Annotated in this window: 22 protein-coding genes; 11 read left to right on the top strand and 11 right to left on the bottom strand. The window is 71.6% G+C overall.

Annotated elements, in window-relative coordinates:
- Positions 1 to 118: 118 nt before the first annotated feature.
- Positions 119 to 1,393 (top strand): MFS transporter, encoded by a 1,275-nt coding sequence (locus AC5L3X_RS28220; RefSeq protein WP_494860901.1) that lies wholly within the window; start codon positions 119 to 121, stop codon positions 1,391 to 1,393.
- Between the two features lie 64 nt (positions 1,394 to 1,457).
- On the opposite strand, the gene AC5L3X_RS28215 is transcribed toward AC5L3X_RS28220, so the two are convergent.
- Complete coding sequence (locus AC5L3X_RS28215) at positions 1,458 to 2,591, bottom strand: NAD(P)/FAD-dependent oxidoreductase (protein ID WP_494860900.1); 1,134 nt, start codon at positions 2,589 to 2,591, stop codon at positions 1,458 to 1,460.
- Between the two features lie 84 nt (positions 2,592 to 2,675).
- On the opposite strand from AC5L3X_RS28215, the gene AC5L3X_RS28210 reads away from it, so the two are divergent.
- From AC5L3X_RS28210 to AC5L3X_RS28180, 7 genes are all read left to right on the top strand, one after another.
- A complete protein-coding gene (locus tag AC5L3X_RS28210; protein ID WP_189128581.1) occupies positions 2,676 to 3,305 on the top strand; it encodes an IclR family transcriptional regulator in 630 nt (209 codons plus the stop codon).
- Positions 3,306 to 3,404: 99 nt separating this feature from the next.
- The gene (locus AC5L3X_RS28205; RefSeq protein ID WP_494860898.1) at positions 3,405 to 4,574 is read left to right on the top strand and encodes a homogentisate 1,2-dioxygenase; all 1,170 of its coding nucleotides are present in this window, start codon (positions 3,405 to 3,407) and stop codon (positions 4,572 to 4,574) included.
- Positions 4,556 to 5,344 carry a hypothetical protein gene (locus tag AC5L3X_RS28200; RefSeq protein ID WP_494860896.1) on the top strand — a complete coding sequence of 263 codons (789 nt, stop codon included), beginning with the start codon at positions 4,556 to 4,558 and terminating at the stop codon, positions 5,342 to 5,344. Before AC5L3X_RS28205 ends, AC5L3X_RS28200 begins: the two co-directional genes overlap by 19 nt.
- Positions 5,341 to 6,444, top strand: coding sequence for a fumarylacetoacetase (gene fahA, locus AC5L3X_RS28195; RefSeq protein ID WP_494860895.1), 1,104 nt, complete (start codon positions 5,341 to 5,343; stop codon positions 6,442 to 6,444). Before AC5L3X_RS28200 ends, fahA begins: the two co-directional genes overlap by 4 nt.
- A 71-nt stretch (positions 6,445 to 6,515) precedes the next feature.
- The gene (locus tag AC5L3X_RS28190) at positions 6,516 to 7,703 is read left to right on the top strand and encodes a L,D-transpeptidase (RefSeq protein WP_494860894.1); all 1,188 of its coding nucleotides are present in this window, start codon (positions 6,516 to 6,518) and stop codon (positions 7,701 to 7,703) included.
- Positions 7,704 to 7,774: 71 nt separating this feature from the next.
- Positions 7,775 to 8,206 (top strand): NfeD family protein, encoded by a 432-nt coding sequence (locus AC5L3X_RS28185; RefSeq protein WP_189128576.1) that lies wholly within the window; start codon positions 7,775 to 7,777, stop codon positions 8,204 to 8,206.
- Positions 8,207 to 8,208: 2 nt separating this feature from the next.
- A complete protein-coding gene (locus AC5L3X_RS28180; RefSeq protein ID WP_494860893.1) occupies positions 8,209 to 9,282 on the top strand; it encodes an SPFH domain-containing protein in 1,074 nt (357 codons plus the stop codon).
- A gap of 44 nt (positions 9,283 to 9,326) precedes the next feature.
- Here the strand turns inward: AC5L3X_RS28180 and AC5L3X_RS28175 are convergent, their stop codons facing one another.
- On the bottom strand, positions 9,327 to 9,848 hold the full coding sequence (locus AC5L3X_RS28175) for a hypothetical protein (protein ID WP_494860891.1): 522 nt from the start codon (positions 9,846 to 9,848) through the stop codon (positions 9,327 to 9,329).
- A gap of 198 nt (positions 9,849 to 10,046) precedes the next feature.
- Positions 10,047 to 11,216 carry a Gfo/Idh/MocA family protein gene (locus AC5L3X_RS28170; RefSeq protein WP_189128573.1) on the bottom strand — a complete coding sequence of 390 codons (1,170 nt, stop codon included), beginning with the start codon at positions 11,214 to 11,216 and terminating at the stop codon, positions 10,047 to 10,049.
- 172 nt (positions 11,217 to 11,388) lie between these two features.
- Between AC5L3X_RS28170 and tdh the strand changes: the two genes are divergently transcribed.
- The 3 genes from tdh to AC5L3X_RS28155 are packed head-to-tail and all read left to right on the top strand — an operon-like array spanning position 11,389 to position 14,774.
- Entirely contained in the window at positions 11,389 to 12,639 is a 1,251-nt protein-coding gene (gene tdh / locus AC5L3X_RS28165; RefSeq protein WP_494860890.1) for an L-threonine 3-dehydrogenase, read from the top strand.
- Entirely contained in the window at positions 12,639 to 13,808 is a 1,170-nt protein-coding gene (locus tag AC5L3X_RS28160) for a glycine C-acetyltransferase (protein ID WP_494860889.1), read from the top strand. The genes tdh and AC5L3X_RS28160 overlap by 1 nt, the downstream gene beginning before the upstream one ends.
- A gap of 48 nt (positions 13,809 to 13,856) precedes the next feature.
- The gene (locus AC5L3X_RS28155) at positions 13,857 to 14,774 is read left to right on the top strand and encodes a LysR family transcriptional regulator (RefSeq protein WP_494860887.1); all 918 of its coding nucleotides are present in this window, start codon (positions 13,857 to 13,859) and stop codon (positions 14,772 to 14,774) included.
- 16 nt (positions 14,775 to 14,790) lie between these two features.
- Here AC5L3X_RS28155 and AC5L3X_RS28150 read toward each other — a convergent pair whose 3' ends face one another.
- The 8 genes from AC5L3X_RS28150 to AC5L3X_RS28115 all read right to left on the bottom strand — a co-directional run bounded on the left by AC5L3X_RS28150 (position 14,791) and on the right by AC5L3X_RS28115 (position 24,403).
- Positions 14,791 to 16,530, bottom strand: coding sequence for a GTPase family protein (locus tag AC5L3X_RS28150; protein WP_494860885.1), 1,740 nt, complete (start codon positions 16,528 to 16,530; stop codon positions 14,791 to 14,793).
- Positions 16,527 to 18,380 (bottom strand): GTPase family protein, encoded by a 1,854-nt coding sequence (locus AC5L3X_RS28145; protein ID WP_494860883.1) that lies wholly within the window; start codon positions 18,378 to 18,380, stop codon positions 16,527 to 16,529. Before AC5L3X_RS28145 ends, AC5L3X_RS28150 begins: the two co-directional genes overlap by 4 nt.
- A gap of 60 nt (positions 18,381 to 18,440) precedes the next feature.
- Complete coding sequence (locus AC5L3X_RS28140; RefSeq protein ID WP_494861008.1) at positions 18,441 to 19,097, bottom strand: response regulator transcription factor; 657 nt, start codon at positions 19,095 to 19,097, stop codon at positions 18,441 to 18,443.
- 68 nt (positions 19,098 to 19,165) lie between these two features.
- Positions 19,166 to 20,587 carry a sensor histidine kinase gene (locus AC5L3X_RS28135; RefSeq protein WP_494860881.1) on the bottom strand — a complete coding sequence of 474 codons (1,422 nt, stop codon included), beginning with the start codon at positions 20,585 to 20,587 and terminating at the stop codon, positions 19,166 to 19,168.
- Positions 20,587 to 21,279 carry a response regulator transcription factor gene (locus AC5L3X_RS28130; RefSeq protein WP_494860879.1) on the bottom strand — a complete coding sequence of 231 codons (693 nt, stop codon included), beginning with the start codon at positions 21,277 to 21,279 and terminating at the stop codon, positions 20,587 to 20,589. Before AC5L3X_RS28130 ends, AC5L3X_RS28135 begins: the two co-directional genes overlap by 1 nt.
- Before the next feature lie 17 nt (positions 21,280 to 21,296).
- Positions 21,297 to 22,481 carry an L-2-hydroxyglutarate oxidase gene (gene lhgO, locus AC5L3X_RS28125; protein WP_494861006.1) on the bottom strand — a complete coding sequence of 395 codons (1,185 nt, stop codon included), beginning with the start codon at positions 22,479 to 22,481 and terminating at the stop codon, positions 21,297 to 21,299.
- Positions 22,481 to 23,485, bottom strand: a complete 1,005-nt coding sequence (locus AC5L3X_RS28120) for an NAD-dependent epimerase/dehydratase family protein (protein WP_494860877.1) — start codon at positions 23,483 to 23,485, stop codon at positions 22,481 to 22,483. The genes lhgO and AC5L3X_RS28120 overlap by 1 nt, the downstream gene beginning before the upstream one ends.
- 93 nt (positions 23,486 to 23,578) lie before the next feature.
- Positions 23,579 to 24,403, bottom strand: a complete 825-nt coding sequence (locus tag AC5L3X_RS28115) for a hypothetical protein (protein WP_494860876.1) — start codon at positions 24,401 to 24,403, stop codon at positions 23,579 to 23,581.
- Positions 24,404 to 24,424: the final 21 nt, after the last annotated feature.

The following is a 24,424-nucleotide window of genomic DNA, read 5'->3' as shown; positions in this document are numbered from 1 at the left end:
ACCTCCTCACATTCCGCGTTCGGTGTTGTTGCCGGAGTGACAAGCACTGAATAACGGGACGACAGGAGTTATAACGGGCGGGCACAATAGGACGATCGGGCGTCGAGGGGGCCACCACGTGCACAGTTACCGTCGCGATCTCGGGCTGCTCCGGGATCGGCGTTTCGCGCTGCTTCTGTCGGCGCGGACGATCTCCGTTCTGGGCAGCGCCTTCGCCCCCGTGGCGCTCGCCTTCGGCGTCCTCGGCCTGCCCGGCGCCAACGCGACCACGCTGTCGGTGGTGCTCACCGCCCAGGCGTTGCCGATGGTGGTGTTCATGCTGGTCGGCGGGGTGATCGCGGACCGCTTCCCGCGTTCCCGGGTGATGATGGTCGGCGAGCTGGTCAACGCGCTGGCCTTCTTCGCGCTGGCCGCGATGCTGCTCACCGGCTGGACCCCGCTGCCCGCCCTGGTGACGGCCGCGGCGATCGGCGGCGTGGCGATGGCGGTGCTGTTCCCGGCGCTGACCGGCATCATCCCGGACATCGTGCCCGCCGAGCAGTTGCAGGCCGGCAACGCGCTGCTCGGCCTGGGCGCCAACAGTTCCCGGGTGGCCGGGGCGGTGCTGAGCGGCATCACGGTGGTGCTGTTCGGAGGCGGCTGGGCGCTGGCCGTCAGCGGCGCCATGTTCGCCGTGGCCGGCCTGCTGATCGCGGCGCTGAAGATGACGCCCGGCGAACGTCCCGCCGGTGAGAAGCGCCACTCGGTGCTGGCCGACCTGCGCGAGGGGTGGCACGAGTTCAGGTCCCGGCAGTGGATCTGGGTGGTGGTCCTGCAGTTCTCCGTCATGGTGATGGCGATCCAGGCGGGCCACGGAGTGCTCGGGCCGCTGCTGGCCAAGGAGAGCCTGGGCGGCGCCCCCGCCTGGTCGGCGTTCCTGGCCGGTGAGGCGGTGGGCACGATGGCCGGGGTGCTGTTCTCCCTGCGCCTGCGGCCCAGCCGCCCGATCCTGATGGCCACCCTGCTCTGCCTGCCCATCGCCGTGCCGTACTTCATGCTGGGGTTCAGCACGCCGCTCTGGGTGATCGTGGGCGGGGCGTTCGTGCTCGGCGTCTGCTTCGACGTGTTCGGCGTGCTCTGGTACACGACCATGCAGCGGGAGGTGCCGGCGGAGTCGCTGTCGCGGGTCAGTTCCTACGACGCGCTCGGGTCGCTGATGTTCGGGCCGATCGGACTGATGCTGGCCGGGCCGGTGGCGGCGCTGGTCGGCACGCGGTCCGCGTTGATCGGTTGCGGCGTCATCGTCCTGCTCTCGACGCTCGCGGCGCTGTTGTCGCCGGGGGTGCGCAACCTGCGCGCTCCGGCCGCCGCCACCGCCGCCCAGTCCACCGCTCCCCAGCCCGCCTCCGGCTGAGCGCCGTCACCCGGCCCGCCTCCGGCTGGGCGCCGCTATCCGGCCTGCCTCCGGCTGGGCGCCGTCATCCGGTGTCGCCGCTGGTGCGCAGGCCGCGCGACGGCACGCGGTCGTGCGGGCCGAAGCGCGGCTCCGGCTCGTACGCGCCGTCGAGTACGCCGGCCACGTACTCGGCCAGCGCCGGGGCGTGCTTGAAACCGTGGCCCGAGTCTCCGCCGAGCAGCCAGACGCCGGGCGACGTCTGCGCGACGATCCACTCGGCGTCGGGCGTGAGCGCGTACTGGCAGACCTGGCTGAACAGCACGGGCGCCTCGGCCAGCGACGGGAACCTGCGCTGCAGGTAGGCCCTGACCCGCTCGACCCCGGCCGGATCGACGACCCGCTCGCCGTCCTCCGGGTCGAACGGCCCGCCCTCCACGTCGGAGGTGGCCTTCATGCCGACCCCGTCGACGTCGCCGTGCCCGTAGGCGGAGGCGCCGTAGTCGACCCAGGCGGGCGTGCCCGGCGTGGTCCACGCGGCGGGCACCGCGAAGTGCAGGGTGTCCTGCTTGGTGACGGTCAGCTGGTCGCCCAGGTCGAACAGCTGGGGCAGCCACGCGCCGCACGCCCACACCACCCGGTCGGCGCGCAGCACCTCACCGTCGACGTCGACCGCGCACGCGTACGGCGACTCGGCCCCGGCCACCGGCACCGCCCGCGCCCTGACCAGCCTGACGCCGGCCGCCTCGGCCAGCCTGGCGGTCACCTGGGTCGCCCGGCGGGCCCTGATCACGCCCGCCTTCGGCTCCCAGAGCAGGAAACTGAGGTCGTCGCCCCGGAAGTCGGGGAAGAACCGGGCCCCGTCGGCCGGGTCCAGCACCTGACACGGAATATCCAAATTTCTCAGGACTCGGGCGCTGGCGCTCTCCCAGCCGTCCGGTGTGCCGGCGAACCACAGCATGCCCGCCTCGTGATACAGCTCCTCGCCGGCCCGCTCGCCCAGCCGCCGCCAGCCGTCCCGGGCCTTCCAGGCCAGCCGGGCGTACCAGTCGTCGGCGCCGTGGGAGCAGCGCAGCAGCCGAGTCTCGCCCGCGCTTGCCTGCCGTACATGTCCGGGTTTGTGTTGCTCGATCAGCGTCACCCGCCAGCCCGTCTCGGCGAGCCGCAGGGCCAGTGACGACCCCCAAATGCCCGCTCCGACCACAATGACCGATTTCATGGGACCACCGTGACCGGAGGATCCCTGCCGGCGCAAGGGGTCAGGCGATCATCAATCGGACGACCCGCATAGATAATCGGCTTCATGCCCGCTGAATCAGCCCAGACTCTCGAACGCGGACTCCGGCTCCTGCGCCTGCTCGCCGACGGCAGAGGCGGGCGCACGCCGACCGAGCTGAGCAACGAGCTGTCGCTGTCGCGTCCCGTGGTCTATCGCCTGCTGACCACGCTGCTCAACGAGGGCTTCGTCCGCCGCGACGCCGACGGCCGGGTGCACCTCGGGTTCGGGGTGCTGCTGCTGGCCCAGGCGGTGCAGCCGCTGCTGCGCCAGGCGGCGCTGCCCGCGCTGCGCCGGCTGGCCGAGCAGGTCGGCGCCACCGCGCACCTGACCGTGGCCGAGGGCGACGACGGGCTGGCCGTGGCCGTGGTCGAACCGTCGTGGACCGACATGCACGTGGCCTACCGGGAGGGCTCGCGGCATCCGCTCGCGAAAGGCGCGGCGGGGCAGGCGATCCTGGGCCTTCGCCAAGGCCGGACGGACTATCTCGTGACAGAGGGGCAGTTGCAGGAGGGAGCCCGGGGCATCGCGGCCCCGGTCAGCGGCCTGCCGTGGCTGGAGGCGTCAGTGGGGGTGGTGACCTTCGGCTCGCTGGACGAGTCGGCCGGACCACGGGTCGTCGCGGCGGCGGCCGAACTGGCCGACGCGCTGGGCTGACCACGCCCGTGCCGGGTTGACATCGTGTGGGCGATGAACGACGGTAATCACATATAGAGGACATAAGCGTCCGATAAACGGACTCCCGGGGAGGGGCGGATGCCGTACTACCGCGTCGTGGGCGAGGTGCCCCGTAAGCGTCATGTGCAGTTCAGGCGACCGGACGGCGGCCTGTACGCCGAGGAGCTGATGGGCGAGGAGGGGTTCTCGTCCGACTCCTCGCTGCTCTACCACCGCCACCTGCCCACCGCCATCATCAAGGCCGAGGCGGTCACCCCGGTCACGGAGTCGCGCCTGGAGCCCAACCTGCCGCTGTCCCCGCGCCACTTCCGCACCCAGGACCTGACCGGAGCCGGCGACCTGGTGTCCGGCCGCATCCTGCTGGCCGGCAACGCCGACGTCCGGCTGTCGTACGCCACCAGCGACGCGCCCAGCGAGCTCTACCGCAACTCGATGGGCGACGAGTGCGTCTACATCCAGCGCGGCCGGGTCAGGTTCGAGTCGACGTACGGCGTCATCGAGGCCGGCGAGGGCGACTACGTCGTCGTCCCGACCGGGACGATCCACCGCTGGGTGCCCGCCGGCCAGGTCAACGCCCTGGTCATCGAGGCGTCCGGGCACATCAGGCCGCCCAAGCGCTACCTGTCGCAGCACGGCCAGTTTCTGGAGCACGCCCCCTACTGCGAGCGCGACCTGCGCGGGCCCGCCGAGCCGCTTCTCGCCGAGGGTGAGGAGGTGCCGGTGCTGGTGCGCACCCGGGGCGGGCTGACCAGGCTGGTCTACCGCCACCACCCGTTCGACGTCGTCGGCTGGGACGGCTGCCTCTACCCGTACGCGTTCAACATCGAGGACTTCGAGCCGATCGTGAAGCGGACCCACGCCCCGCCGCCGGTGCACCAGACGTTCGAGGGACCCGGCTTCGTGGTGTGCTCGTTCTGCCCGCGCCCGCTCGACTTCCATCCCGAATCGGTGCCGATCCCGTACAACCACCACAACGTCGACTCCGACGAGTTCATGTTCTACGTCGGTGGCGACTACACGGCGCGCAGGGGCTCCGGCATCGACGTCGGCTCCATCTCGCTGCATCCCGCCGGATTCACCCACGGGCCGCAGCCAGGAGCGGTGGAGGCGGTCATCGACGCCGTCGCCCAAGGCGTCACGACCACCAGTGAGACGGCCGTGATGGTCGACACGTTCCGCCCGCTCGACCTCGGTCAGGGCGCCCTGTCCTGCGAGGATCCCGGCTACGCATGGACCTGGTCACGATGAGTCTTTTCTCCGCACTGGTCGACGACGCGGGCCTGTTCCCGCCGACTTCCCTGCACATGGACGAGGCGCTGAGCCGCCACAAGCGCGACCAGGCCAGGAACAATCCGCTCCTGACCCAGCGCTTCCTCTGCCCGACCAGCCGCCTCGACGGCCTGCGCCGGGAGAGCTTCCTGCCGCGCCGCCTCGGGCTGATCGTCGACACGCCGGACCTCCCGCCGTTCGAGGACCTGCCGGTCGACCTGGTCGAGGTACGCCTGCCGCCCGACATGTCGGTCGCCGAGCTGGCCCGGAAGATGACCGACCGGCTGCCGCCGGGGGTGCGGCTGTTCGTCGAGGTGCCGGCCCGCAAGGGCAACGCCGACGTGCCTGAGGGCGTCGGGCTGAAGGTGCGCTGCGGCGGCGAGACGGCCGAGGCGTTCCCGCCGGTCGAACACCTCGCGGCGTTCATCCGGTTCTGCGCCGACCACGACATCCCGTTCAAGGCCACGGCGGGGCTGCACCACGCCATCCGCCACTTCGACCCGTCGCTCGGCGTCGACCGCCACGGCTTCCTCAACCTGCTGCTCGCCGTCTGCGAGGCCGCCGAGCACCGCGACCCCGCGCCGATGCTGCGCACCACCGACGTGGGCCACCTGGTGCGGATGGCGGAGTCGGTCTCCCCGGAGACCGCCGAGCACGCCCGCCGGCTGCTGGTCAGCTACGGCTCCTGCAACACCAGCGCGCCCCTGGAGGACCTGCGCGCACTCGGACTGATCGAGGAGGAAGCGTGAGCTGGGGACTGGACAACCTGCCCTACGGAGTGTTCTCCCGGCGCGGCGAAGCGCCCCGGGTAGGGGTCCGCTACGGCGACCAGGTGCTCGACCTGGCCGCCGCGCTGCACGACGAGGTGTTCGCGGCCCCCTCGCTCAACCCCTTCATGGCCCGCGGGCACACCGCCTGGCACGACACGCGCGCGCTGATCCAGGAGAAGCTCTCCACCGACCGCTCGGTCACCGACGCGCACCTGATCCCGCTGGAGCAGGTGCGGCTGCACCTGCCGTTCGAGGTGGCCGACTACGTCGACTTCTACTGCTCGCTCGACCACGCCTCCAACATCGGCCGCATCTTCCGGCCGGACGCCGAGCCACTGCTGCCCAACTGGCGCCACCTGCCCGTCGGCTACCACGGCCGGGCGGGCACCGTGGTGGTGTCCGGCACGCCGATCAGGCGGCCGAGCGGCCAGTTGCGGGCCGGGGTGTTCGGGCCGAGCGCCAAACTCGACATCGAGGCCGAGCTGGGCTTCGTCGTCGGTGTCCCCTCGGAGCTCGGCTCCCCGGCCGGGGCGTTCGAGGAGCACGTGTTCGGGGTGACGCTGGTCAACGACTGGAGCGCGCGCGACATCCAGTCCTTCGAGTACGTGCCGCTCGGGCCGTTCCTGGGCAAGTCGTTCGCCACCTCGATCTCGCCCTGGATCACCCCGCTGGAGGCGCTGCCCCGGATCCCCGGCCGTCCGCAGGAGCCCGAGCCGCTCGGCCACCTGCGCAGGCAGGGCGACTGGGGGCTGGACATCACGGTCGAGGTGTGGCTCAACGGCGAGATCGTCTCCCGGCCGCCGTACCCGAGCATGTACTGGACACCCGACCAGATGCTCGCCCACCTGACCTCGAACGGCGCGTCGCTGCGCACCGGCGACCTGTTCGCCAGCGGCACGATCTCCGGCCCGCAACGCGAGGAGCGCGGCTCGCTCATCGAGCTGAGCTGGAACGGCGGCGACCCGATCAAGCTGGCGAGCGGCGAGACCAGGACATTTCTGGAGGACGGCGACACCGTGACTCTCCGCGCCACCGCCGCCGGACGCTCCTTGGGAGAGGTTGTCGGAACCGTCCGATAGATCACTCGACGTGCTCACTCCGCGACTCGCCGCTACTCTGAGGATTCCCTTCCCCGGAGAGCAGGAGTGAGATGCGGCGAGCCGCGATGATCCTTGTCGTCGCCCTCTTCGTCACCACGAGCTGCGCCGCGGTGACCGCCCCGGCGCCGTCGCCCGCACCCGCCGTCGTCCGGGTGTCACCCGCCTTCGACGTCAAGCAGGCCCCCACCGAGAAAGGGCTGCAGGTCAGGGCGCGGGGCGGCACGCTGCGCAAGGTGGTCGCCCACGCCGCGGGCGTGCCCGTGCCGGGCAGACTCGACGCGACCGGCACCTTCTGGCGCTCCGACTGGACCCTCAAACCGGCGACCGAATACACGGTGTCCGTCACCGCCGCGTCCCCGAGCGGCGCGCCGACGGTGACGGTGGGCCGGTTCCGCACCCGCCCGGCCGAGCGTGCCTTCGGGCTGGCCTCGGCCGTGCCCATGCCCGGCGAGACCGTCGGGGTGGGCATGCCGATCATCCTCGACTTCGACACCCCGGTGCGCGACAAGGCGGCCGTGGAGCGCGCGCTGGAGGTCAGCACGGCGCGCCCCGTCGAGGGCGCCTGGCGCTGGACCAGCGACACGCAGACCGTCTACCGGCCCCGCGCCTACTGGGCGCCCCGGCAGCAGGTCACCGTCACCGCCCACCTGGCCGGGGTGCGCGCGGCCCCCGGCGTCCACGGCACGGCCGACCGCACGTTCGCCTTCACCGTGGGCCGCGAGCAGACCAGCACGGTCGACACCCGCACCCACCAGATGGAGGTCCGGCGCGGCGGCAGGGTCGTGCAACGCATGGCGATCAGCGCCGGCATGGCCACCACCCCCGAATACACCACGACCAGCGGCGTCCATCTGACCATGGACAAGGGCAACCCCGTCCGCATGATCTCGCCGGGCCGCGAGGAGGGCGACCCCGGCTACTACGACGTGCTGATCAACCACGCCGTCCGCATCTCCGACAGCGGCGAGTACGTACACGCCAAGGACAACCTCTGGGCCCAGGGCAGGGCCAACGTCAGCCACGGCTGCGTCAACGCCCGGCCCGACCAGGCCGCCTGGTTCTATGCCGGCAGCCTGCGCGGCGACCCGGTGACGATCACCGGCACCGACCGCGAGCTCGCCTGGAACAACGGCTGGGGATTCTGGCAGCTGCCCTGGGACAGGTGGCTCGTCGGCAGCGCGCTCGCCGACCCCCATGAGATGATCGCCGGCACCACCTCACCCCTGCCGCAGCGGTGAAACGGCGACTACGGTAGGGGAAGGGAACAGTCATGGACACAGGCCCGTTGTCCTAACAGGAGGGCCAAAGCATGGATGAATGGATCATCTGGATAATTTTGGCGGTAGTCCTCGGAGTGGCGGAGATCTTCACGGTCACCATGGCGCTCGGTCTGCTCGGCGCCGCCGCCCTCCTCACCGCGGCCACCGCCGCCATCGGTCTGCCTGTTCCCTTCCAACTGCTCGTCTTCATCCTGTCCTCGGCGGCCGGGCTCGTCCTGATCCGGCCGATCGCCATGCGTAACGTCCGTCAGCCACAGCTGCAACGCTTCGGCGTGGAAGCACTGGTCGGGAAGCCGGCCTACGTGGTGGCCGAGGTCACCGGGCGCGATGGCAGGGTGCGCATCGGCGGCGAGGAATGGTCGGCCCGCGCCTATGACGAGACCCTGGTGATCCCCGCAGGGGCGACCGTAGACGTCATCGAGATCGAGGGCGCGACGGCCCTCGTATATCCCCGGGAGTGATCATGGATCCGGTGTTGGTAGTCGGGATTCTCATCATCTTGTTCGCGGCGTTCACGGTGCTCAAGGCCGTGCGGATCGTTCCTCAGGCCCGAGCGCGCAACGTGGAGCGCCTCGGCCGCTATCACCGCACGCTCAAGCCAGGCCTCAACTTCGTCATCCCCTACATCGACCGCGTCTACCCCATGATCGACCTCCGCGAGCAGGTCGTGACCTTCCGCCCGCAGCCGGTCATCACCGAGGACAACCTGGTCGTCGAGATCGACAACGTGCTCTACTTCCAGGTCACCGATCCTCGGGCGGCGTCCTACGAGATCGCCAACTACATCCAGGCGATCGAGCAGCTCACCGTCACCACGATGCGTAACGTGATCGGCTCGATGGACCTGGAGAAGACCCTCACCTCCCGCGACACCATCAACAGCCAGCTGCGTGGCGTCCTCGACGAGGCCACCGGCAAGTGGGGCATCCGCGTCAACCGCGTCGAGGTCAAGGCGATCGACCCGCCCAAGACCATCAAGGACGCGATGGAGAAGCAGATGCGGGCCGAACGTGACAAGCGGGCCGCCATCCTCAACGCCGAGGGCCAGCGACAGTCGCAGATCCTCACGGCCGAGGGTGACAAGCAGAGCCGCATCCTGCGGGCCGAGGGCCAGCGCACCGCCGCCATCCTCGAGGCCGAAGGTCAGTCACGGGCCATCGACCAGGTCTTCCAGGCGGTCCACCGCAACGACCCCGACCCCCAGCTGCTCGCCTACCAGTATCTCCAGGTGCTGCCACAGCTCGCCCAGGGCGAGGGCAACACGTTCTGGGTCATCCCCAGCGAGGTCACCTCGGCCCTGCAGGGCGTGTCCAAGGCGTTCACCGAGTCGCTGCCCAGGTCCGCCGCCACCCGCGAGGCGCCCGAGTCGTCCGCCATGGAGGAGGAAGAGGTCGTCAAGGCTTCGGAGGCGGCGGCCGAGGCCGTGGCCGACGCCCAGGACGCCGGCACTCCCGCCGGCCCCCGCCAGCTGACCCAGGCCGCCAACGAGCCGGCCACGCCCTTCGCCGACCTCGACCGCGAACACCAGGAACGCTGACCCGCCACTCCATCCGAACGGCGGAGCGGCCAGGGCCGGGGCGATCAGGCGACTTCGAGGAGGCGGCGCACCAGGGGCTCCTGGCGCATGGCCCTGGCCCGGCAGGCGAGCTTGACCGCCGCGTCGGCGAGGGCGAGGTCGCGGTTGCCGTGCGGGAGGTCGTCGCCCATGGTGGTGCGCAGCCAGTCGGAGATCTCGGCCCACGAGTAGACGCTGACGTTGTCGGCCTCCATGAGCGGCTCCGGAAAGCCGCCCGGGCCGCGCTGACCGCTGGCGAGCTGCCGCAGGCTCGCCTGAGTGCGCCCCCCATGCCGCCGAGCCGCATCCCCCAGCGTCACCGCGTCACCATGCCCGACGCTGACGCCCCACAGTCCGTTGACCTGTCTGATCTGGGCGAGGACGGACACGACGGCCTCCAGGAGGCTGTCCGCTTCACGATCACACATCAGGGAGGGCTGGGAACCTCCGGTCAGGACACAGTCGTCCATGCCCGCCTCAACGAGCCGGTCGTACTCATCAGAGTCGGGCTCACGGTTGAGCATGACCCGGAAGTCCCAGATGGTCATGAGGTCTCCTCTTGCTCATCACTCACGCACTCGCCACTGTTGATCTCGCGGAAGGCCTTGAGCACCGCGTTGAGCTCGTTGCTCCGGTGTCCACCTCGACCGACCATGTAGCAACCCTGCAACAGCGTTGCAGGCTTGGCACACCCTTTCCACCCCTGGAGCCCCTACTAAAAGTTCCGTACCGACTACACAAAGCGGTCAGCGCTGGCCGGCGTCGAAGTAGGCCGCCAGCTCCGGATCGAGGGGCGGGATGTCGTACGGCATGCCGCCGTCACGCAGCGACATCGTGGCCATGTAGCCCGCCGCCACGCTCATCCGGGCCCCCACCGGCGAGGTGTCGGTCACCCCGCCCTCCCTGGCGAACCGGCAGAACTCAGCCATGATCGCCGTGTCCGCCCCGCCGTGCGTCCCCTGGGCGTCGGGCACCCGGTAGGTGACGTCGGCGTCGTCCCGATAGGCGGACGGCCCGGTGTTCCACACCTTGACGGTGTCGCCCGGCCGGTCGCCGAAGTTCTCCAGCCGTCCCTCGGTGCCGATCACCGTGTAGTTGCGCACGTAGTCAGGCGAGAAGTGGCACTGCTGGTAGGCCGCGATGACACCGTTGTCCAGCCGCATGTTCATCACCGACACGTCCTCGACGTCGACGACGTCGTTGAGGCCGGTGCGGCTGGTCGGCGGCCACTCGAACTCCCGCAGCCACCCCTCGGGGCGTGGTTCGCCCGGGGCGCGACGGGGCAGGTCGCCGTGGAGCATGAGGTCGCCGAGGGCGTTGACCCTGGTCGTGTAGCCGCCGGCCAGCCAGTGGATCACGTCGAGGTCGTGCGCGGCCTTCTGCAGGAGCAGGCCCGTGGTGCGGCTGCGGTCGGCGTGCCAGTCCTTGAAGTAGTAGTCGCCGCCGTAGGAGACGAAGTGGCGCACCCAGACGGTCTTCGGCTCGCCGATGTCGCCGCGCCGGATGGCGTCGCGCATCAGCCGGACCACGCCCATGTGACGCATGTTGTGGCCGACGTACAGGCGGGTGCCGGTGCGGCGGGCCTCGCGCAGGATGTTGTCGCAGCCGTCGACGGTGATGGCGAGCGGTTTTTCCAGGTAGAGAGCCTTGCCGGCCTGGAGGCAGTCGATCGCGACGCGCTCGTGGGTGTCGTCGGGCGTCATCACGATGACCGCGTCGAGGTCGTCGCGATCGAGCAGCCGGCGGTGGTCCTCGGTCAGGAAGTCGGCGTCGAACCGTTCGGCCTGGCGCTTGAGCACCGCCGGATCGGAGTCGCACAGGGCGGTCACCACCGACCCCCGTCCCGGCCGGTGCGCGGCCAGGGCGAGGCTGGCGCGCAGGCCGAGGCCGACGACTCCGATGCGCAGGTCTTCCACAGACGTCCTCTCCTCCAGGTACGGCAGCAATCTAGCCCCCTGTCCCGAGCGCCTCACCATCCGGCCTGCGGCGTGAAGCGGAGCTGTGGGGGCACTTAAGAATCCCTCGATGGACATGCCCGCTGGGGACCGGGCACAGTGCGTAGGGTTCGGATGAGGGGGAGATTGAGCCATGAAAGCGCTGGTCAAGGAGAGGGCCGAAGCCGGTCTGTGGCTGGTCGACGTGCCGGAGCCGGTGCCTGGTCCGGGCGAGGTGCTGATCAGGGTGCTGCGTACCGGCATCTGCGGCACCGACCTTCATATCCGGAAATTTGACGACTGGGCCCAACACACCCTGAAACTTCCCCTCATCGTGGGACATGAGTTCAGCGGCGAGGTCGTCGAGGTCACGCCCGGCGTGGAGGACATCTCGGTCGGCGACCTGGTCAGCGGCGAGGGCCACCTCGTCTGCGGCAAGTGCCGCAACTGTATGGCCGGGAGGCGCCACCTGTGCCGCAACACCGTGGGCCTGGGCGTCCACCGTGACGGCGCGTTCGCCGAGTACGTCACGCTGCCCGCCTCCAACGTGTGGGTGCACCGCACCCCGGTCGACCCCGACGTGGCGGCCGTCTTCGACCCGTTCGGCAACGCCGTGCACACCGCGCTGTCGTTCCCGCTGGTCGGCGAGGACGTGCTGATCAGCGGCGCGGGCCCGATCGGGCTGATGGCGGCGGCGGTCGCCACCCACGTGGGCGCCCGCAACGTCGTGATCACCGATGTCAGCCCCGAGCGTCTCGACCTGGCCGCGAAACTGGGCGTCTCCCTCGCCCTCAACGTGGGCCAGACCTCGATCGCCGACGGCATGCGCCGGCTGGGCATGCGCGAGGGCTTCGACGTGGGGCTGGAGATGTCGGGCAACCCGCAGGCCATGCGCGACATGATCGCGAACATGACCCACGGCGGCAGGATCGCCATGCTCGGGCTGCCCGCCGAGGAGTTCGCGATCGACTGGGCCACGGTGGTCACGTCGATGATCACCATCAAGGGCGTCTACGGCCGCGAGATGTACGAGACCTGGTACAACATGTCGGTCCTGCTGGAGAAGGGGCTCGACCTGTCACCAGTGATCACCGACCGGTTCTCCTACCACGACTTCGACGCCGCCTTCGACACGGCCGCGAGCGGCCGCACCGGCAAGGTCATTTTGGACTGGAGCGGAGGAGCTCGGCCTGAGAGAGCGAGGCACGAGCCAACGAAGGCCGAAGCGGCCGCGACCATCGACACGAGCGGAGGAGCTCGGCCTGAGAGAGCGAGGCACGAGCCAACGAAGGCCGAAGCGGCCGCGACCATCGACACGAGCGGAGGAGCTCGGCCTGAGAGAGCGAGGCACGAGCCAACGAAGGCCGAAGCGGCCGCGACCATCGACACGAGCGGAGGCACCTGATGTTCACGAACGTGCGCGAGCAGTTGCGTACGACCCTCGATGAGATCACCGAGGCCGGGCTGCTCAAGCCCGAGCGAGTGATCACCACCCCGCAGAGCGCGTCGGTGAGCGTGGCCGGGCGCGAGGTCCTCAACTTCTGCGCCAACAACTACCTCGGCCTGGCCGACCACCCGGCCGTCGTCGAGGCCGCCAAGCAGGCGCTCGACCGGTGGGGCTTCGGCATGGCCTCGGTCCGCTTCATCTGCGGCACCCAGGAGGTGCACAAGGAGCTCGAGGCCCGGCTGTCGGAGTTCCTCGGCATGGAGGACACCGTCCTCTACAGCTCGTGCTTCGACGCCAACGGCGGCGTCTTCGAGACGCTGCTCGACGAGCAGGACGCGGTCATCTCCGACGCGCTCAACCACGCGAGCATCATCGACGGCATCCGGTTGTCGAAGGCGCGGCGGCTGCGCTACGCCAACCGTGACCTGGCCGAGCTGGAGGCGCGGCTGAAGGAGGCGTCCGACGCGCGGCGCAGGCTGGTCGTCACCGACGGAGTGTTCTCCATGGACGGCTATGTCGCGCCGCTCGCCGAGATCTGCGACCTGGCCGACCGCTACGACGCGATGGTCATGGTCGACGACTCGCACGCCGTCGGCTTCGTCGGCCCCACCGGCCGGGGCACTCCCGAGCTGCATGGCGTCACCGACCGGGTCGACATCATCACCGGCACGCTCGGCAAGGCGCTCGGCGGGGCCAGCGGTGGCTACGTGTCGGCCCGCAAGGAGATCTGCGACCTGCTGCGCCAGCGCTCGCGCCCCTACCTGTTCTCCAACTCCCTCGCCCCCGTCATCGCCTCCGCCTCGCTGCGCATCCTCGACCTGCTGGAGACGTCCAGCGAGGCCCGCGAGCGGCTGCGCGCCAACACCGCGAGGTTCCGCGACAAGATGACGCGGGCCGGGTTCGACCTCCTGCCCGGCGACCACCCGATCGTCCCGGTGATGATCGGCGACGCCGCGGCGGCCGGCGCGATGGCCGAGCGCCTGCTCGAGCTGGGCATCTACGTGATCGGCTTCTCCTACCCGGTGGTGCCGCACGGTAAGGCCCGGATCCGGGTCCAGCTGTCGGCCGCGCACACGGCCGACGACATCGACCGGGCCGTGGAGGCGTTCGTCCAGGCGCGCGGCTGACCGGTTGGCCGTGACGGCCGGGCGCCGCGCGCTCTGTATCCTCGCTCCGTGATAGACACGCGGCGCCTGCGCACGCTGCGCGCGGTGGCCGACCACGGCACGGTCACCGCCGCGGCCGCCGCCCTCCACCTGACCCCGTCGGCCGTGTCCCAGCAGCTCGCCGCGCTCGAACACGAGGTGGGCCACCGGCTGCTCACCCGCGACGGGCGCGGCGTGCATCTCACCGCCGTCGGGCGCATCATGATCCGCCACGCGAACGAGGTGCTCGCCCAGCTCGAACGCGCGCAGGCCGAGGTCGCCGCCTACACGACCGGCGCGGCCGGTGAGGTGACCGTGGCCTGCTTCGCCACCGCGATCAGCGCCGTGCTCTCCCCCGCGATCGGCCGGTTGCGCGAGGAGGCGCCCGGCCTGCGGATCCGGGTACGCGACGCCGAGGGCGACCACGGCCTGACCATGCTCCTCGACGGCACGGCTGATCTGACGATCGCGGTCGAATACCGCGGCGCCCCTGACGCCGCCGACCGCCGCCTGTCCCTTCTTCCCCTGTACGCCGAGCCCTTCGACCTGGTGCTCCCGCACGGCCATCCGCTGGCCACCGGCGACCCGGCTGGGACGATCTCGCTGGTCAGCCTGGGTGACGAGACGTGGATCGGGCCGTATCCCGGCAATCCTGTGCATGACGTGATCGCGTTCGCCTGCGAGCGGGCCGGTTTCACCGCGCGGTTCGCGCACTGTTCCGACGACTTCCGGGCCGTGGTGGCACTGGTCGGCGCCGGTTCGGGGGTGGCGCTCGTGCCCCGGCTCGCGCTGCGGGACATGGCGCTCTCCGGCGTGGTCGTACGCCCCGCTCCCGGGCCGGAGCGCCGCGTCTTCGCCGCCATCCGGCGCGGCGCCGACGCCCACCCCCTCCTACGCCCCCTGCTCGACGCCCTCCTCGCGGTCGCCGGCCCGCTCGGCGGCGGCTGACCCGTCCTGACGTCCCTCAGGCGCGGGCCAGCGCGACGGCGTCGCGAAACCTGGTGTACCTGGCGAGCTCCTCCTCCACGGGCCGCAGCACGTACGCGCCGCTCACCTCGTCGATCGCGGCACGCAGGGCCTTGGCCGTACGACGGGCACGGCGACGCCCGCCCGCCCAGGCGGCCAGCCGCGACAGCAGCGCGATCAGCACGCCGGCCAGCGCGCCTCCGGCGAGCAGCACGGTCGGCCAGGGCACCTCGCCCACGGTCGGCAGCGGCGGCTGGGGCAGCCGCAGATAGTCCATCGCGAACAGCACGCCCAGCCAGAGCCCGCCCACGGCCATGGTCGCGAACACCAGCCACTGCAGCACGCCCACCGCCGTCCACCAGCGCGGTCTCCTGGTCGCGCGCAGCGAGGTCGTCGCCACGGCCCGGTCGACGGCGTCGGCCAGCTCCGCCGACCGCGACCGGGCGGCCCGCCGCACCGCCGCCGCCCACCGCTCGGGCAGCCCGTCCGCCGCGGCGTCGCTGACGTCCCTGATGGCGGAGTCGACCTGCGCCTTCTGTACAGTGCTCGCGGCCGGCACGGACGTGCGCCCGACGATCTCGGGGGCGCCGTCACGGCCGGAGGCGCCCGTGCCGATGCGCAGCCGGCGCAGCGGGTCGGGCCGGAACCTGCGCAGCCACCGGGTGACCGGCCAGCCGGTGGCGACGACGGCCCGGTGGCGGTGCCCCTTGGCCACGGCCGCCACGACGAGCGGCACCCCGGCGGCCTCCGACAGCGCCTTCGTGAGCCTCCGCCCCGCCAACGCGCCACCGTTGACGGCGGGCAGAGCGGCGGGCTCACCGGAGACGGCGAGGTCACGGCCCACAGCGAGCGTCCCCGGCCCGTGCTCGCCCGACGGCCTCGGCCCGTGCTCGCCCGACGCCCCTGGTCCGGGCCGGTGGGTGGCGGCGTCGGTGAGCAGGACGGCGGCGGTGGACACGTCCGCCGACACGCGCGCCGCCCAGGACACGTGCTCGGAGACCCGCTCGTCCAGCAGCGCGTGGAGCCGGTCGACGCCGACGCCCGTACGGGCGGACGCGGCCAGCAGCGGGACGCCGGACAGGCCGTCCTCGTCGAGGAGGCGGCGCAGGTCGTCGAGGCAGCGCTGAACCGCGTCGGGCGGCAGCCGGTCGATCTGGTTGAGCACCACCACCATCACGTCGCGGTGCCTGGCCAGCGGGCGCAGGTAGCGCTCGTGCAGCGCGGCGTCGGCGTACTTCTGCGGATCCACCACCCACACCAGCAGGTCGACCAGCTCCACCAGGCGGTCGACCTCCAGCCGGTGGGAGAGCCGGATGGAGTCGTGGTCGGGAAGATCCAGCAGGATGAGTCCGGACAGGTCGCCGGTGGCGGCCGGCGACGGGGCTGCGGTGTGGCGTTCGAAGATGTCGAGCCAGTCGAGGAGCGGGCCCGCGCCCGCGCCGTCCCACAGGGCCGCCTGGGCCGCCGACGTCGTGGGCCGGGTGACCCCCACGACCGCCACCTGCTCTCCGGCCAGCGCGTTGAACAGCGACGACTTGCCGCTCCCGGTGGCCCCGGCGAGGGCCACCACCGTGTGGGCCACCGACAGGTCGCGCCGCACGCCGGCCCGCTCGGCCACCGCCCGCGCCCCCGACACGGCCTCCTCGGGCAGCCGCCCCTCCCCCAGCTCGGCGGCCTCCAGCAGGGCCGCCAGCCGCGAGTCGAGCGACGGCCCCTCCCTGCGGCGCAGCAACTTCACGATCCCTCCGAACCAGGAGACCCCGCCGAACCGTCCCCACCCGCCTCAGGACTGGCCGCGTCAGGACCACCTGTCTCAGGACCACCCGTCTCAGGACTGGCCGCGTCAGGACGGCCCGCGTCGGCGCCGGGAGACAACGGCCGGACGGATGCGGCGGGCAGCTCGCCGCTGTGCGCACGCACCGACGCGCCCGCGGCGAGCAGGGCGTCGGCCGTGCCCTCGGCTGGCTCGATGGACTCCAGCAGCGCCGTGTAGCGCGCGGCCTCCTCGTCCAGCAATCCCTGCACCCGCTCCCGCAGATCGTCTCGCGCCCGCGCCGTCAGCGTGCGCACGGCCTGGTCACCGAAGATCGCCTCCAGCAGTTTCTGCGACAGCACGCTGGTGCCGCCGGCGATGCCCACCTCGATGCCGGTCAGCCCGCCGGTCGAGGCGAAGACGCCCAGCATCAGCAGCAACCCTGCCCCGTTGACCCCGAACGAGGCGACCCTGGCCGTGGTGCGCCGCTCGCCGCCCTCCAGGCGTACGAGGTCGAGGACGAACTCCTGCCAGCCGCGCACCGCGGCCTCGGCCCGTTTGCCGAGGTCGGCGGAGGCGCGGCCGAGCCGGGCGGCCTCCACGGCCCCGACCCGTTCGATCATGCCGGGCCCGCCGGGCGCGGCCGACCAGCCGTCCAGGGAGCGCTCAGCGGCGGCGTCGGCCGCCCCCCTGATCAGCGACTCGACCCCGCTCTCCAGGGCGTCGCGCAGCTCCACGGCAGGGACCCGGCCGGTGAAGAACCCGACGATCCGGTCACGCAGCCAGCCGACCCGGCTCTCCAGCGACCGCATGAGGTCGCCCGTGCCGATGAAGTCCTGCCAGCGGGCCAGCACCTCGCCGCGCAGCAGCGAGCCGTCGCGCATGCCCTCGTCGAAGTCGGCCATCCCGCCCGCGTACGCCCCCGCCACGATCGAGCGGAGCCCGTCGAAGCCGGCCTGCTGCCGGGAGACGGCCGCGGCCAGCGACGGCACCCGCGCGGCCAGGCTGTCGAGCGCGCCCGAGAGGGTCTGGCGGACGACCCGGGACCGCTCGGCCGCGTCGGCGGCCAGCTCGGTCAGCCAGCTGACGATCGGCTCGACCAGCTCGGCGGGCAGCCGGGCGCGTTCGGAGGACAGCACCGCCTCCGGAACGGTGAACAGCCGGGTGCCGTCCAGCCCGTTGGCGACGAGGAGGCGTTCGAGGTCGCGGGTGACCGGCTCCACGGCCTCCGGCGGCGCCCGGTCGAGCACCACGGCGAGCGCGGTGCTGCGCTCGCGGGCCGAGCGCAGGAAGCTCCACGGCACCTCGTCGGCGTAGCGGGCGGCGGTCGTGACGAAGAGCCACAGGTCGGCGGCGGCGAGCAGCTGCGCGGCCAGCTCCCGGTTGGCGGTCACCACCGAGTCGATGTCGGGCGCGTCGAGCAGCGCCAGCCCCTCGCCGAGGGCTTCGGACGTCACCACCCGCAGCGCCCCGACGGCGGAGCCGGTGGCGCGGGAGAGGCCGGGCAGCACGTTCGGCCCCATGAACCAGTCGTGGTCGGCCGGGCTGACCACGAGCGTGGGCACCAGCGTGGTGGGCCGCAGCACGCCGGGCTCGGCCACGTCGGCTCCGACCAGCGAGTTGACGAGGGTGGACTTGCCCGCGCCGGTGGAGCCGCCCACGACGGCCAGCAGCGGCGCGTCGATCGCGCGCAGCCGGGGCAGCAGGTAGTCGTCGAGCTGCCCGGTCAGCTCCCGGAGCGCGCGCCGGTCGGCCGCGGCCTCGCCGATCTCCAGCGGGAACAACTCGCTGTCGAGCCGGCGGCGTAGTGCTTCCAACGCGCCCAGCAGGTCCATACCGCCCACGCTACGGGGGACGGTGTTCGGCGGTCCACCGCAGGTGGCGGCGTTTCGCGCCTAGCCCGTCGGCGGCTCTCTCAGCACGTAGCCGACGCTGCGAAGCGTGTGGATGAGCCGCGGCTCCACGTCGTCGACCTTGCGCCGCAGGTAGGAGACGTAGGACTCGACCACGCCCGCGTCGCCGCCGAAGTCGTAGTTCCATACGTGGTCGAGGATCTGCGCCTTGGACAGCACCCGACCGGCGTTGGACATGAAGTAGTGGAGCAGTTTGTACTCGGTCGGCGACAGCCGGACCGACCGGCCGGCCCGCCACACCTCGCGGGAGTCCTCGTCGAGCTCCAGGTCGGCGACCTTCAGCCGGCTGACCGGGGTGCTCTCGCCCCGGGTGCGGCGGAGGACGGCCCGGATCCGGGCCTGCACCTCTTCCAGGCTGAACGGCTTGGTCACGTAGTCGTCGCCCACGCCGAGCCCGGCGATCTTGTCCTCGGTGGCGTCGCGCGCCGTCAGGAAGAGCACCGGCGCGGTGATCCGCCTGGCCACCTCGAACCCGTCGAGGTCGGGCAGCATCACGTCGAGCACCACCAGGTCGGGTGAGGCCCGCTCGGCCACCTCGACGGCCTCGTAGCCGTCGGCTGCCGTCAGCACCTCGAAACCGGAGAAGCGCAGGCTGGCGGAGAGCAGATCCCTGATGCTGGGCTCGTCGTCCACCACCATGATCAGCGCCTCAGGTCCCTGGGTCACCTGCCTAGCGTGACCCAGCGACCTGAGGAATAGCTGAAGGCTCACTCCAAGGCGAGTGGGAGTTCGACCCGGAAGGTGGAGCCGACCCCCGGGGAGCTCTCCAGGGTCACCGTCCCGCCGTGGGCCCACACCAGCGCCTGCACGATGGCCAGCCCGAGCCCGCTGCCCCTGTCCTCGCCCGAGCGGCGGCGCGACCTGGCCGAGTCGGCCCGGTAGAACCGCTCGAAGACCTTCTCGGCCTGTTCGGAGGTGAGGCCGGGCCCCTTGTCGGCCACCTCCAGGAACACGGTGTCGGCTCCGGCCCCGACCCGGATGGTGATCGGGCTGTCCTCGTCGGTGTGGATGAGGGCGTTGGTCATGAGGTTGGTGACGACCTGGCGCAGCCGTACCTCGTCGCCAGAGACGATCAGGGCGGCGCCGCCGACGACGTCGAGGCCGATGGTGCGTCCGGGCGCCAGGATCCGAGCCTCCTGCACGGCGTCGGCGGCCAACGCCAGCATGTCGACGGGCCGCATGCGCAGCGGCCGCTGCTGGTCGACGCGGGCGAGCAGCAGCAGGTCGTCCACGAGCAGGCTCATCCGGCCGGCGGCCTTCTCCACGCGCTGCATCAGCTCGGCGGGGTCGGCGCCCGGGTTCTGCCTGGCGTACTCGGCGAAGCCGCGGATCGAGGTCAGCGGGGTGCGCAGCTCGTGCGAGGCGTCGCCGACGAACTGGCGCATCCGGTCCTCGGAGCGGCGGGCCGCCGCCTCGGACGCCGAGCGCGCCGCGAAGGCCGTCTCGATCTGCGCGAGCATCCCGTTGAGCGAGCGGGCCAGGCGCCCCACCTCCGTACGGGGGTCGCCATCGGGCACCCGGCGGCCGAGCTGGCCGGCGGCGATGGCCTCGGCCGTGTGCTCGATCTCGGACAGGGGGCGCATGCTCCGCCGGACGATCGTCACGCCGCCGACGGCGAGGATGAGCAGGATGCCGCTGCCGCCGAGCAACTCGATGAGGGCGAGCCGCCGGGTGATCTCGGTGACCTCGGTCAGGTCCGCCGCGACCACGAACTCGGTGCCGGCGGCCGAGGTCTCCAGCACCCGCCACTGGCCGTCGCCCGCGATGGCCGGGGCGGTGTAGATGACGGCTTCCGGCGCCGCCGACAGCACCGGTTTGGGCTTGATGTCGACGTCGCGTTCGACCTGCAGCGGCGTCAGCGTCCCGGCGGGATCGCGGACCAGGACGATCGTGTCGGACTCGATGAGCAACGGCTTGTCGCTCACCTTCTTGCCCTTCTCCCGCCGCTCGCGGTCGTACTCCAGCTTCTTCTGCATCCGCACCGAGACCAGGTGCACCTGGCTGTCCACCCGGTCCATGAGGTAGCCGTGCAGGACCGAGACGCTGACCAGCCCGATGAACGTCAGCCCGAGCGCCAGCAGGGCCAGCATCGCGGCGATCAGCTTGAACCTGAGCGGCAGTCCGGCCATCAGGAAGCCGGTGGCAGGCGGAGCACGTATCCGACGCCTCGCAGGGTGTGGATGAGCCTCGGAGTGCGGTTGTCGATCTTGCGCCGGAGCACCGACACGTACGACTCGACGATGCCCACCTCGCCCCGGAAGTCGTAGTCCCAGACGTGGTCGAGGATCTGCGGCTTGGACAGCACCCGGCCCGCGTTGGTCATGAAGTAGCGCAGCAGCTTGAACTCGGTCGGCGAGAGCGCCACCGCGTGGCCGCCGCGCCACACCTCGTGGCTCTCCTCGTCGAGCTCGATGTCGGCGAAGGTCAGCCTGGGCGGCGGAGCCGGCATGTCACCGCAGGTGCGGCGGAGCACCGCCTGGATCCGGGCGACCACCTCTTCCAGGCTGAACGGCTTGGTCACGTAGTCGTCGCCGCCGATGGTCAGGCCGCGGATCTTGTCCTCGGTCTCGTCGCGGGCGGTGAGGAAGACCACGGGGGTGTGCATTCCGCCGCCGCGAATCCGCCGTACGATCTCGAACCCATCCAGATCGGGCAGCATGACATCGAGTACGACGAGGTCCGGCTGGTGCCGTTGCACGGAGGCGACGGCGTCGAGCCCGTTCTTGGCCGTGGTCACGTCGAAGCCCGCGAACCTCAGGCTCGCGGCGAGAAGTTCGAGGATGTTGGGATCGTCCTCGACGATCAGCAAACGTGCGTCCATCACCCCCAAGGATGCCCTCATCGGACGAGTGCTGGGACAATCCCCCTGATGTGCCGCGCAATGGCGAGGCTCGACGTGGCGGCCGGCGAGGGTGCGTTGCGGACGAGCACCACCCTGCCCTGCACGTCCACGGCGAAGTCGTCGACCAGGCCGCCGTCTCTCGCCACGGCCTGGGCGCGCACCCCGCCCTCGGTCCGCCGCAGGTCACCGGCACGCAGCTCGGGCACGTAGCGGCGGGCGGCGTTGAGGAAGGAACGCCTGGCCAGCGAGCCGTAGATCTCCTTGACGCCGGTGCGCCAGTGGTGGCGGGCCATCCGGAGGGTGCCCGGCCAGCCGGCGATCTGCCCGAGATCACGAACATCCCGCCAGCTGTATCCCTCGTAGGCGAGCGCCAGCACGGCGTTCGGCCCGACCAGGACCTCGCCGTCGAGGCGCCGGGTCAGGTGCACCCCCAGGAACGGGTACCGCGGGTCGGGCACCGGATAGATCAGGCCGCGCACGAGGTCACGGGCCGCGCCGGCCAGCGCGTAGTACTCGCCGCGGAACGGCACGATCCGCACCTCTCCCGGCCGGCCCGCCATGGCGGCCACCGCGTCGGTGCCGAGCCCGGCGCAGACCACCAGCCGGTCGAAGGTGAACCTCCGGCGGGCCGCCATGACCTGGACACCCCCGGAGCTCTCCCTGATGGCCCTGACCGGGTGCGCGAGCCGTACGGAACCGCCCAGCTCGACCACGTCGAGCGCGAGCCGGCGCGCGATGGCGGGGAAGTCGGCGATGGCGGTGCGCGGGGAGTGGACAGCGCCGACACCGACCGCGTGCGGCTCGATCTCGCGCAGCCCGAGCCCGTCGAGCTCGGCGACACCGGGCACACCGTTGGCCCGCGCCCGCTCGGCCAGCTCCCGCAGCAACGGCCGCTCCGCGCGGGTGCTCGCCACGACCAGCTTGCCGACCTCCTCGTACGGCAGGCCGTGCTCGGCGCAGTATTCCCTGAGCAGCGCCACGCCCTCGCGGCACAGCCTGGCCTTGAGCGAGCCCGGCGGATAGTAGATGCCCGCGTGCACGACGCCGCTGTTGTGCCCGGTCTGGTGCGCGGCGACCCGGTGCTCCTTCTCCAGCACGGTCACCTCGGCACCCCTGGCGGCCAGCTCGCGAGCGACCGCCAGCCCGACGATGCCTGCCCCGACGACTCCGATCTTCTCCATCACGGCGCCAGTCTGCCGATTTCGCGAGGTTTCAGATGCCCTTCCGCTACCAGCCACCGCAATGTATCCGAAACGGTGTCATCCGCTGAGCGCAATGTGACGCCGAGCTCCTTGAGCGCGATGGTGTCGTCGGTGGGGACCAGGGTCAGCATGAAATCGGCCGCGTCGCGGGTGAGGGGGTAGGCGACCCGCAGGCCCAGCCCCTTGACGCCGTCGAGGGCCGCCGCCAGCGCGCGCAGCAGCGTGCCGGGCATCCTGAGCGCCCTGCCCTTCTGCCCGGTGAGCTGCCGGGAGAGGGACGCGATCTCCGCCCAGGTCAGGAAATTTCCCCCGAGTACGTAACGGCGGGCGCCCTGGCCGGGCACGAAGCAGCGGGCGAGCGCCACGGCCAGGTCGCGGACGTCGAGCACGCTCACCCCGCCCGGCACGATCGGCCAGCCCGAGCGCAGCCCCGCCCGGAGCCCCTCGTTGAGCCCGTCGAGCGTGGGCTGGTGCGGCCCGGCGACGCCACCGGGATAGACGATGGTGACGCCGCCCAGGTCCCTGGCGTAGCGGTCGCCCTCGACCTTGGACCGGCCGTACCCGTTGCGTGGGGAGGCCAGCGGGCTGTCCGCGGTGATCATCGGCCCTGCGGGCGGGACGAAGACGGCCACCGTGGAGACGTGCACGATCGGGTCGAGGCCCAGCTCGGCGGCCAGGCCGAGGACGTTCGCGAGCCCGGTGACGTTCGTGCCGCGCAGGTCGGTGGCGTGACCGGTGACGCCCATGTCGGCCGCCGCGTGCAGCACCGCGTCACACCGCTCCAGGGCCCGCCGTACGGCCGGGGCATCGCGGATGTCGGCCTGGTGGATCGGCCACTCCTGGGGCGGGGCCAGGGCTGCGAGGACGCGTACCGCCTTCTCCGGATTTCTCACCAGAAGGTGGGGCTCATGCCCCAGGGCGGCCAGGGCGACGGTCGCGTGCGCGCCGACGAACCCCGAGGCACCGGTCACCAGGACGCGCATGCCAGCCAAGCTAGCGCTCAGTTGGGCTACCTATCAAGCAGGGTCCGGGAACGGCGGTGAGGGCTTGCGGGCCGCGCCTCACCGCCGAGCCCATCAGCCCCGCACGGCGTAGGCCCGCAGGACGGTCTGGCTGACCCGATCACCGTCGTCGTCGCCGGCGGTGGCGCGCAGCGACACGAATCCGCTGGTGGACGGGTTGTCGATCGACACCTTCCAGACTCCGGCCGCCGGTCGCGCCCGCAGGGGCCGCCAGGTGCGGCCGTCGTCGAAGGACGCCTCCACCCGCAGCGTCCGCAGCGCCTCGCCGTCCCCGGCGATGGTGATCGTGGTGTCCGACCCGGCCCTGGCCCTGTTGTGAGCGTCCAGACCTTCGGGCATGTACGTCACCGACGGCAGGTCGAGAGCCTGGGTGCCGGTGGCGCGCCCGGAGGTGAACGTCCACACCGAGTCGATCGCCGTCGCCAGCGACGAGTGGGCGACGTCCCTGCGGGCGGACACGCCGAGCGTGTACGTGGCGGCCGCCCCGGCCAGCTCGGTCTTGAAGCCGCACCGGCGGTCGAGCCGGCAGTTCTCGAGCCGGGCGTCGTGCAGGACGTCGCCGTCCTTCCTGAGGGTCACCGTTCCGGTGACGTCGCCGTCCCAGCCGGTGCGGCCGGCTCCCGAGTCGGTGAACAGGTCGTCCATCGTGTAGTGAAGGACGTCCTCCGTACGGGTGAGGGTGGGCGCCGCGGGGCCGGTGACCGCCGCGTTCCACAGCTCGGCGTGGTGTCCGCGGCGCAGGGCGCGCCCCTGCTCGTCCGACAGCTGGTAGGCGCCCGAGGCGTCGCTGAACCGGCCATGCCACAGCAGCTCACGGTGGGGGGTGACGTAGTTGATCAACATGCCGGGAGCCTGTACGGCGGTGGGGCCGTTGAACATGACCCGGCCACCGTCCCGGAA

Source organism: Nonomuraea sp. CX421 (assembly GCF_059358955.1).
Note: the sequence above shows the minus strand (reverse complement) of the source record. Positions and strands in the feature narration are given on the sequence as shown.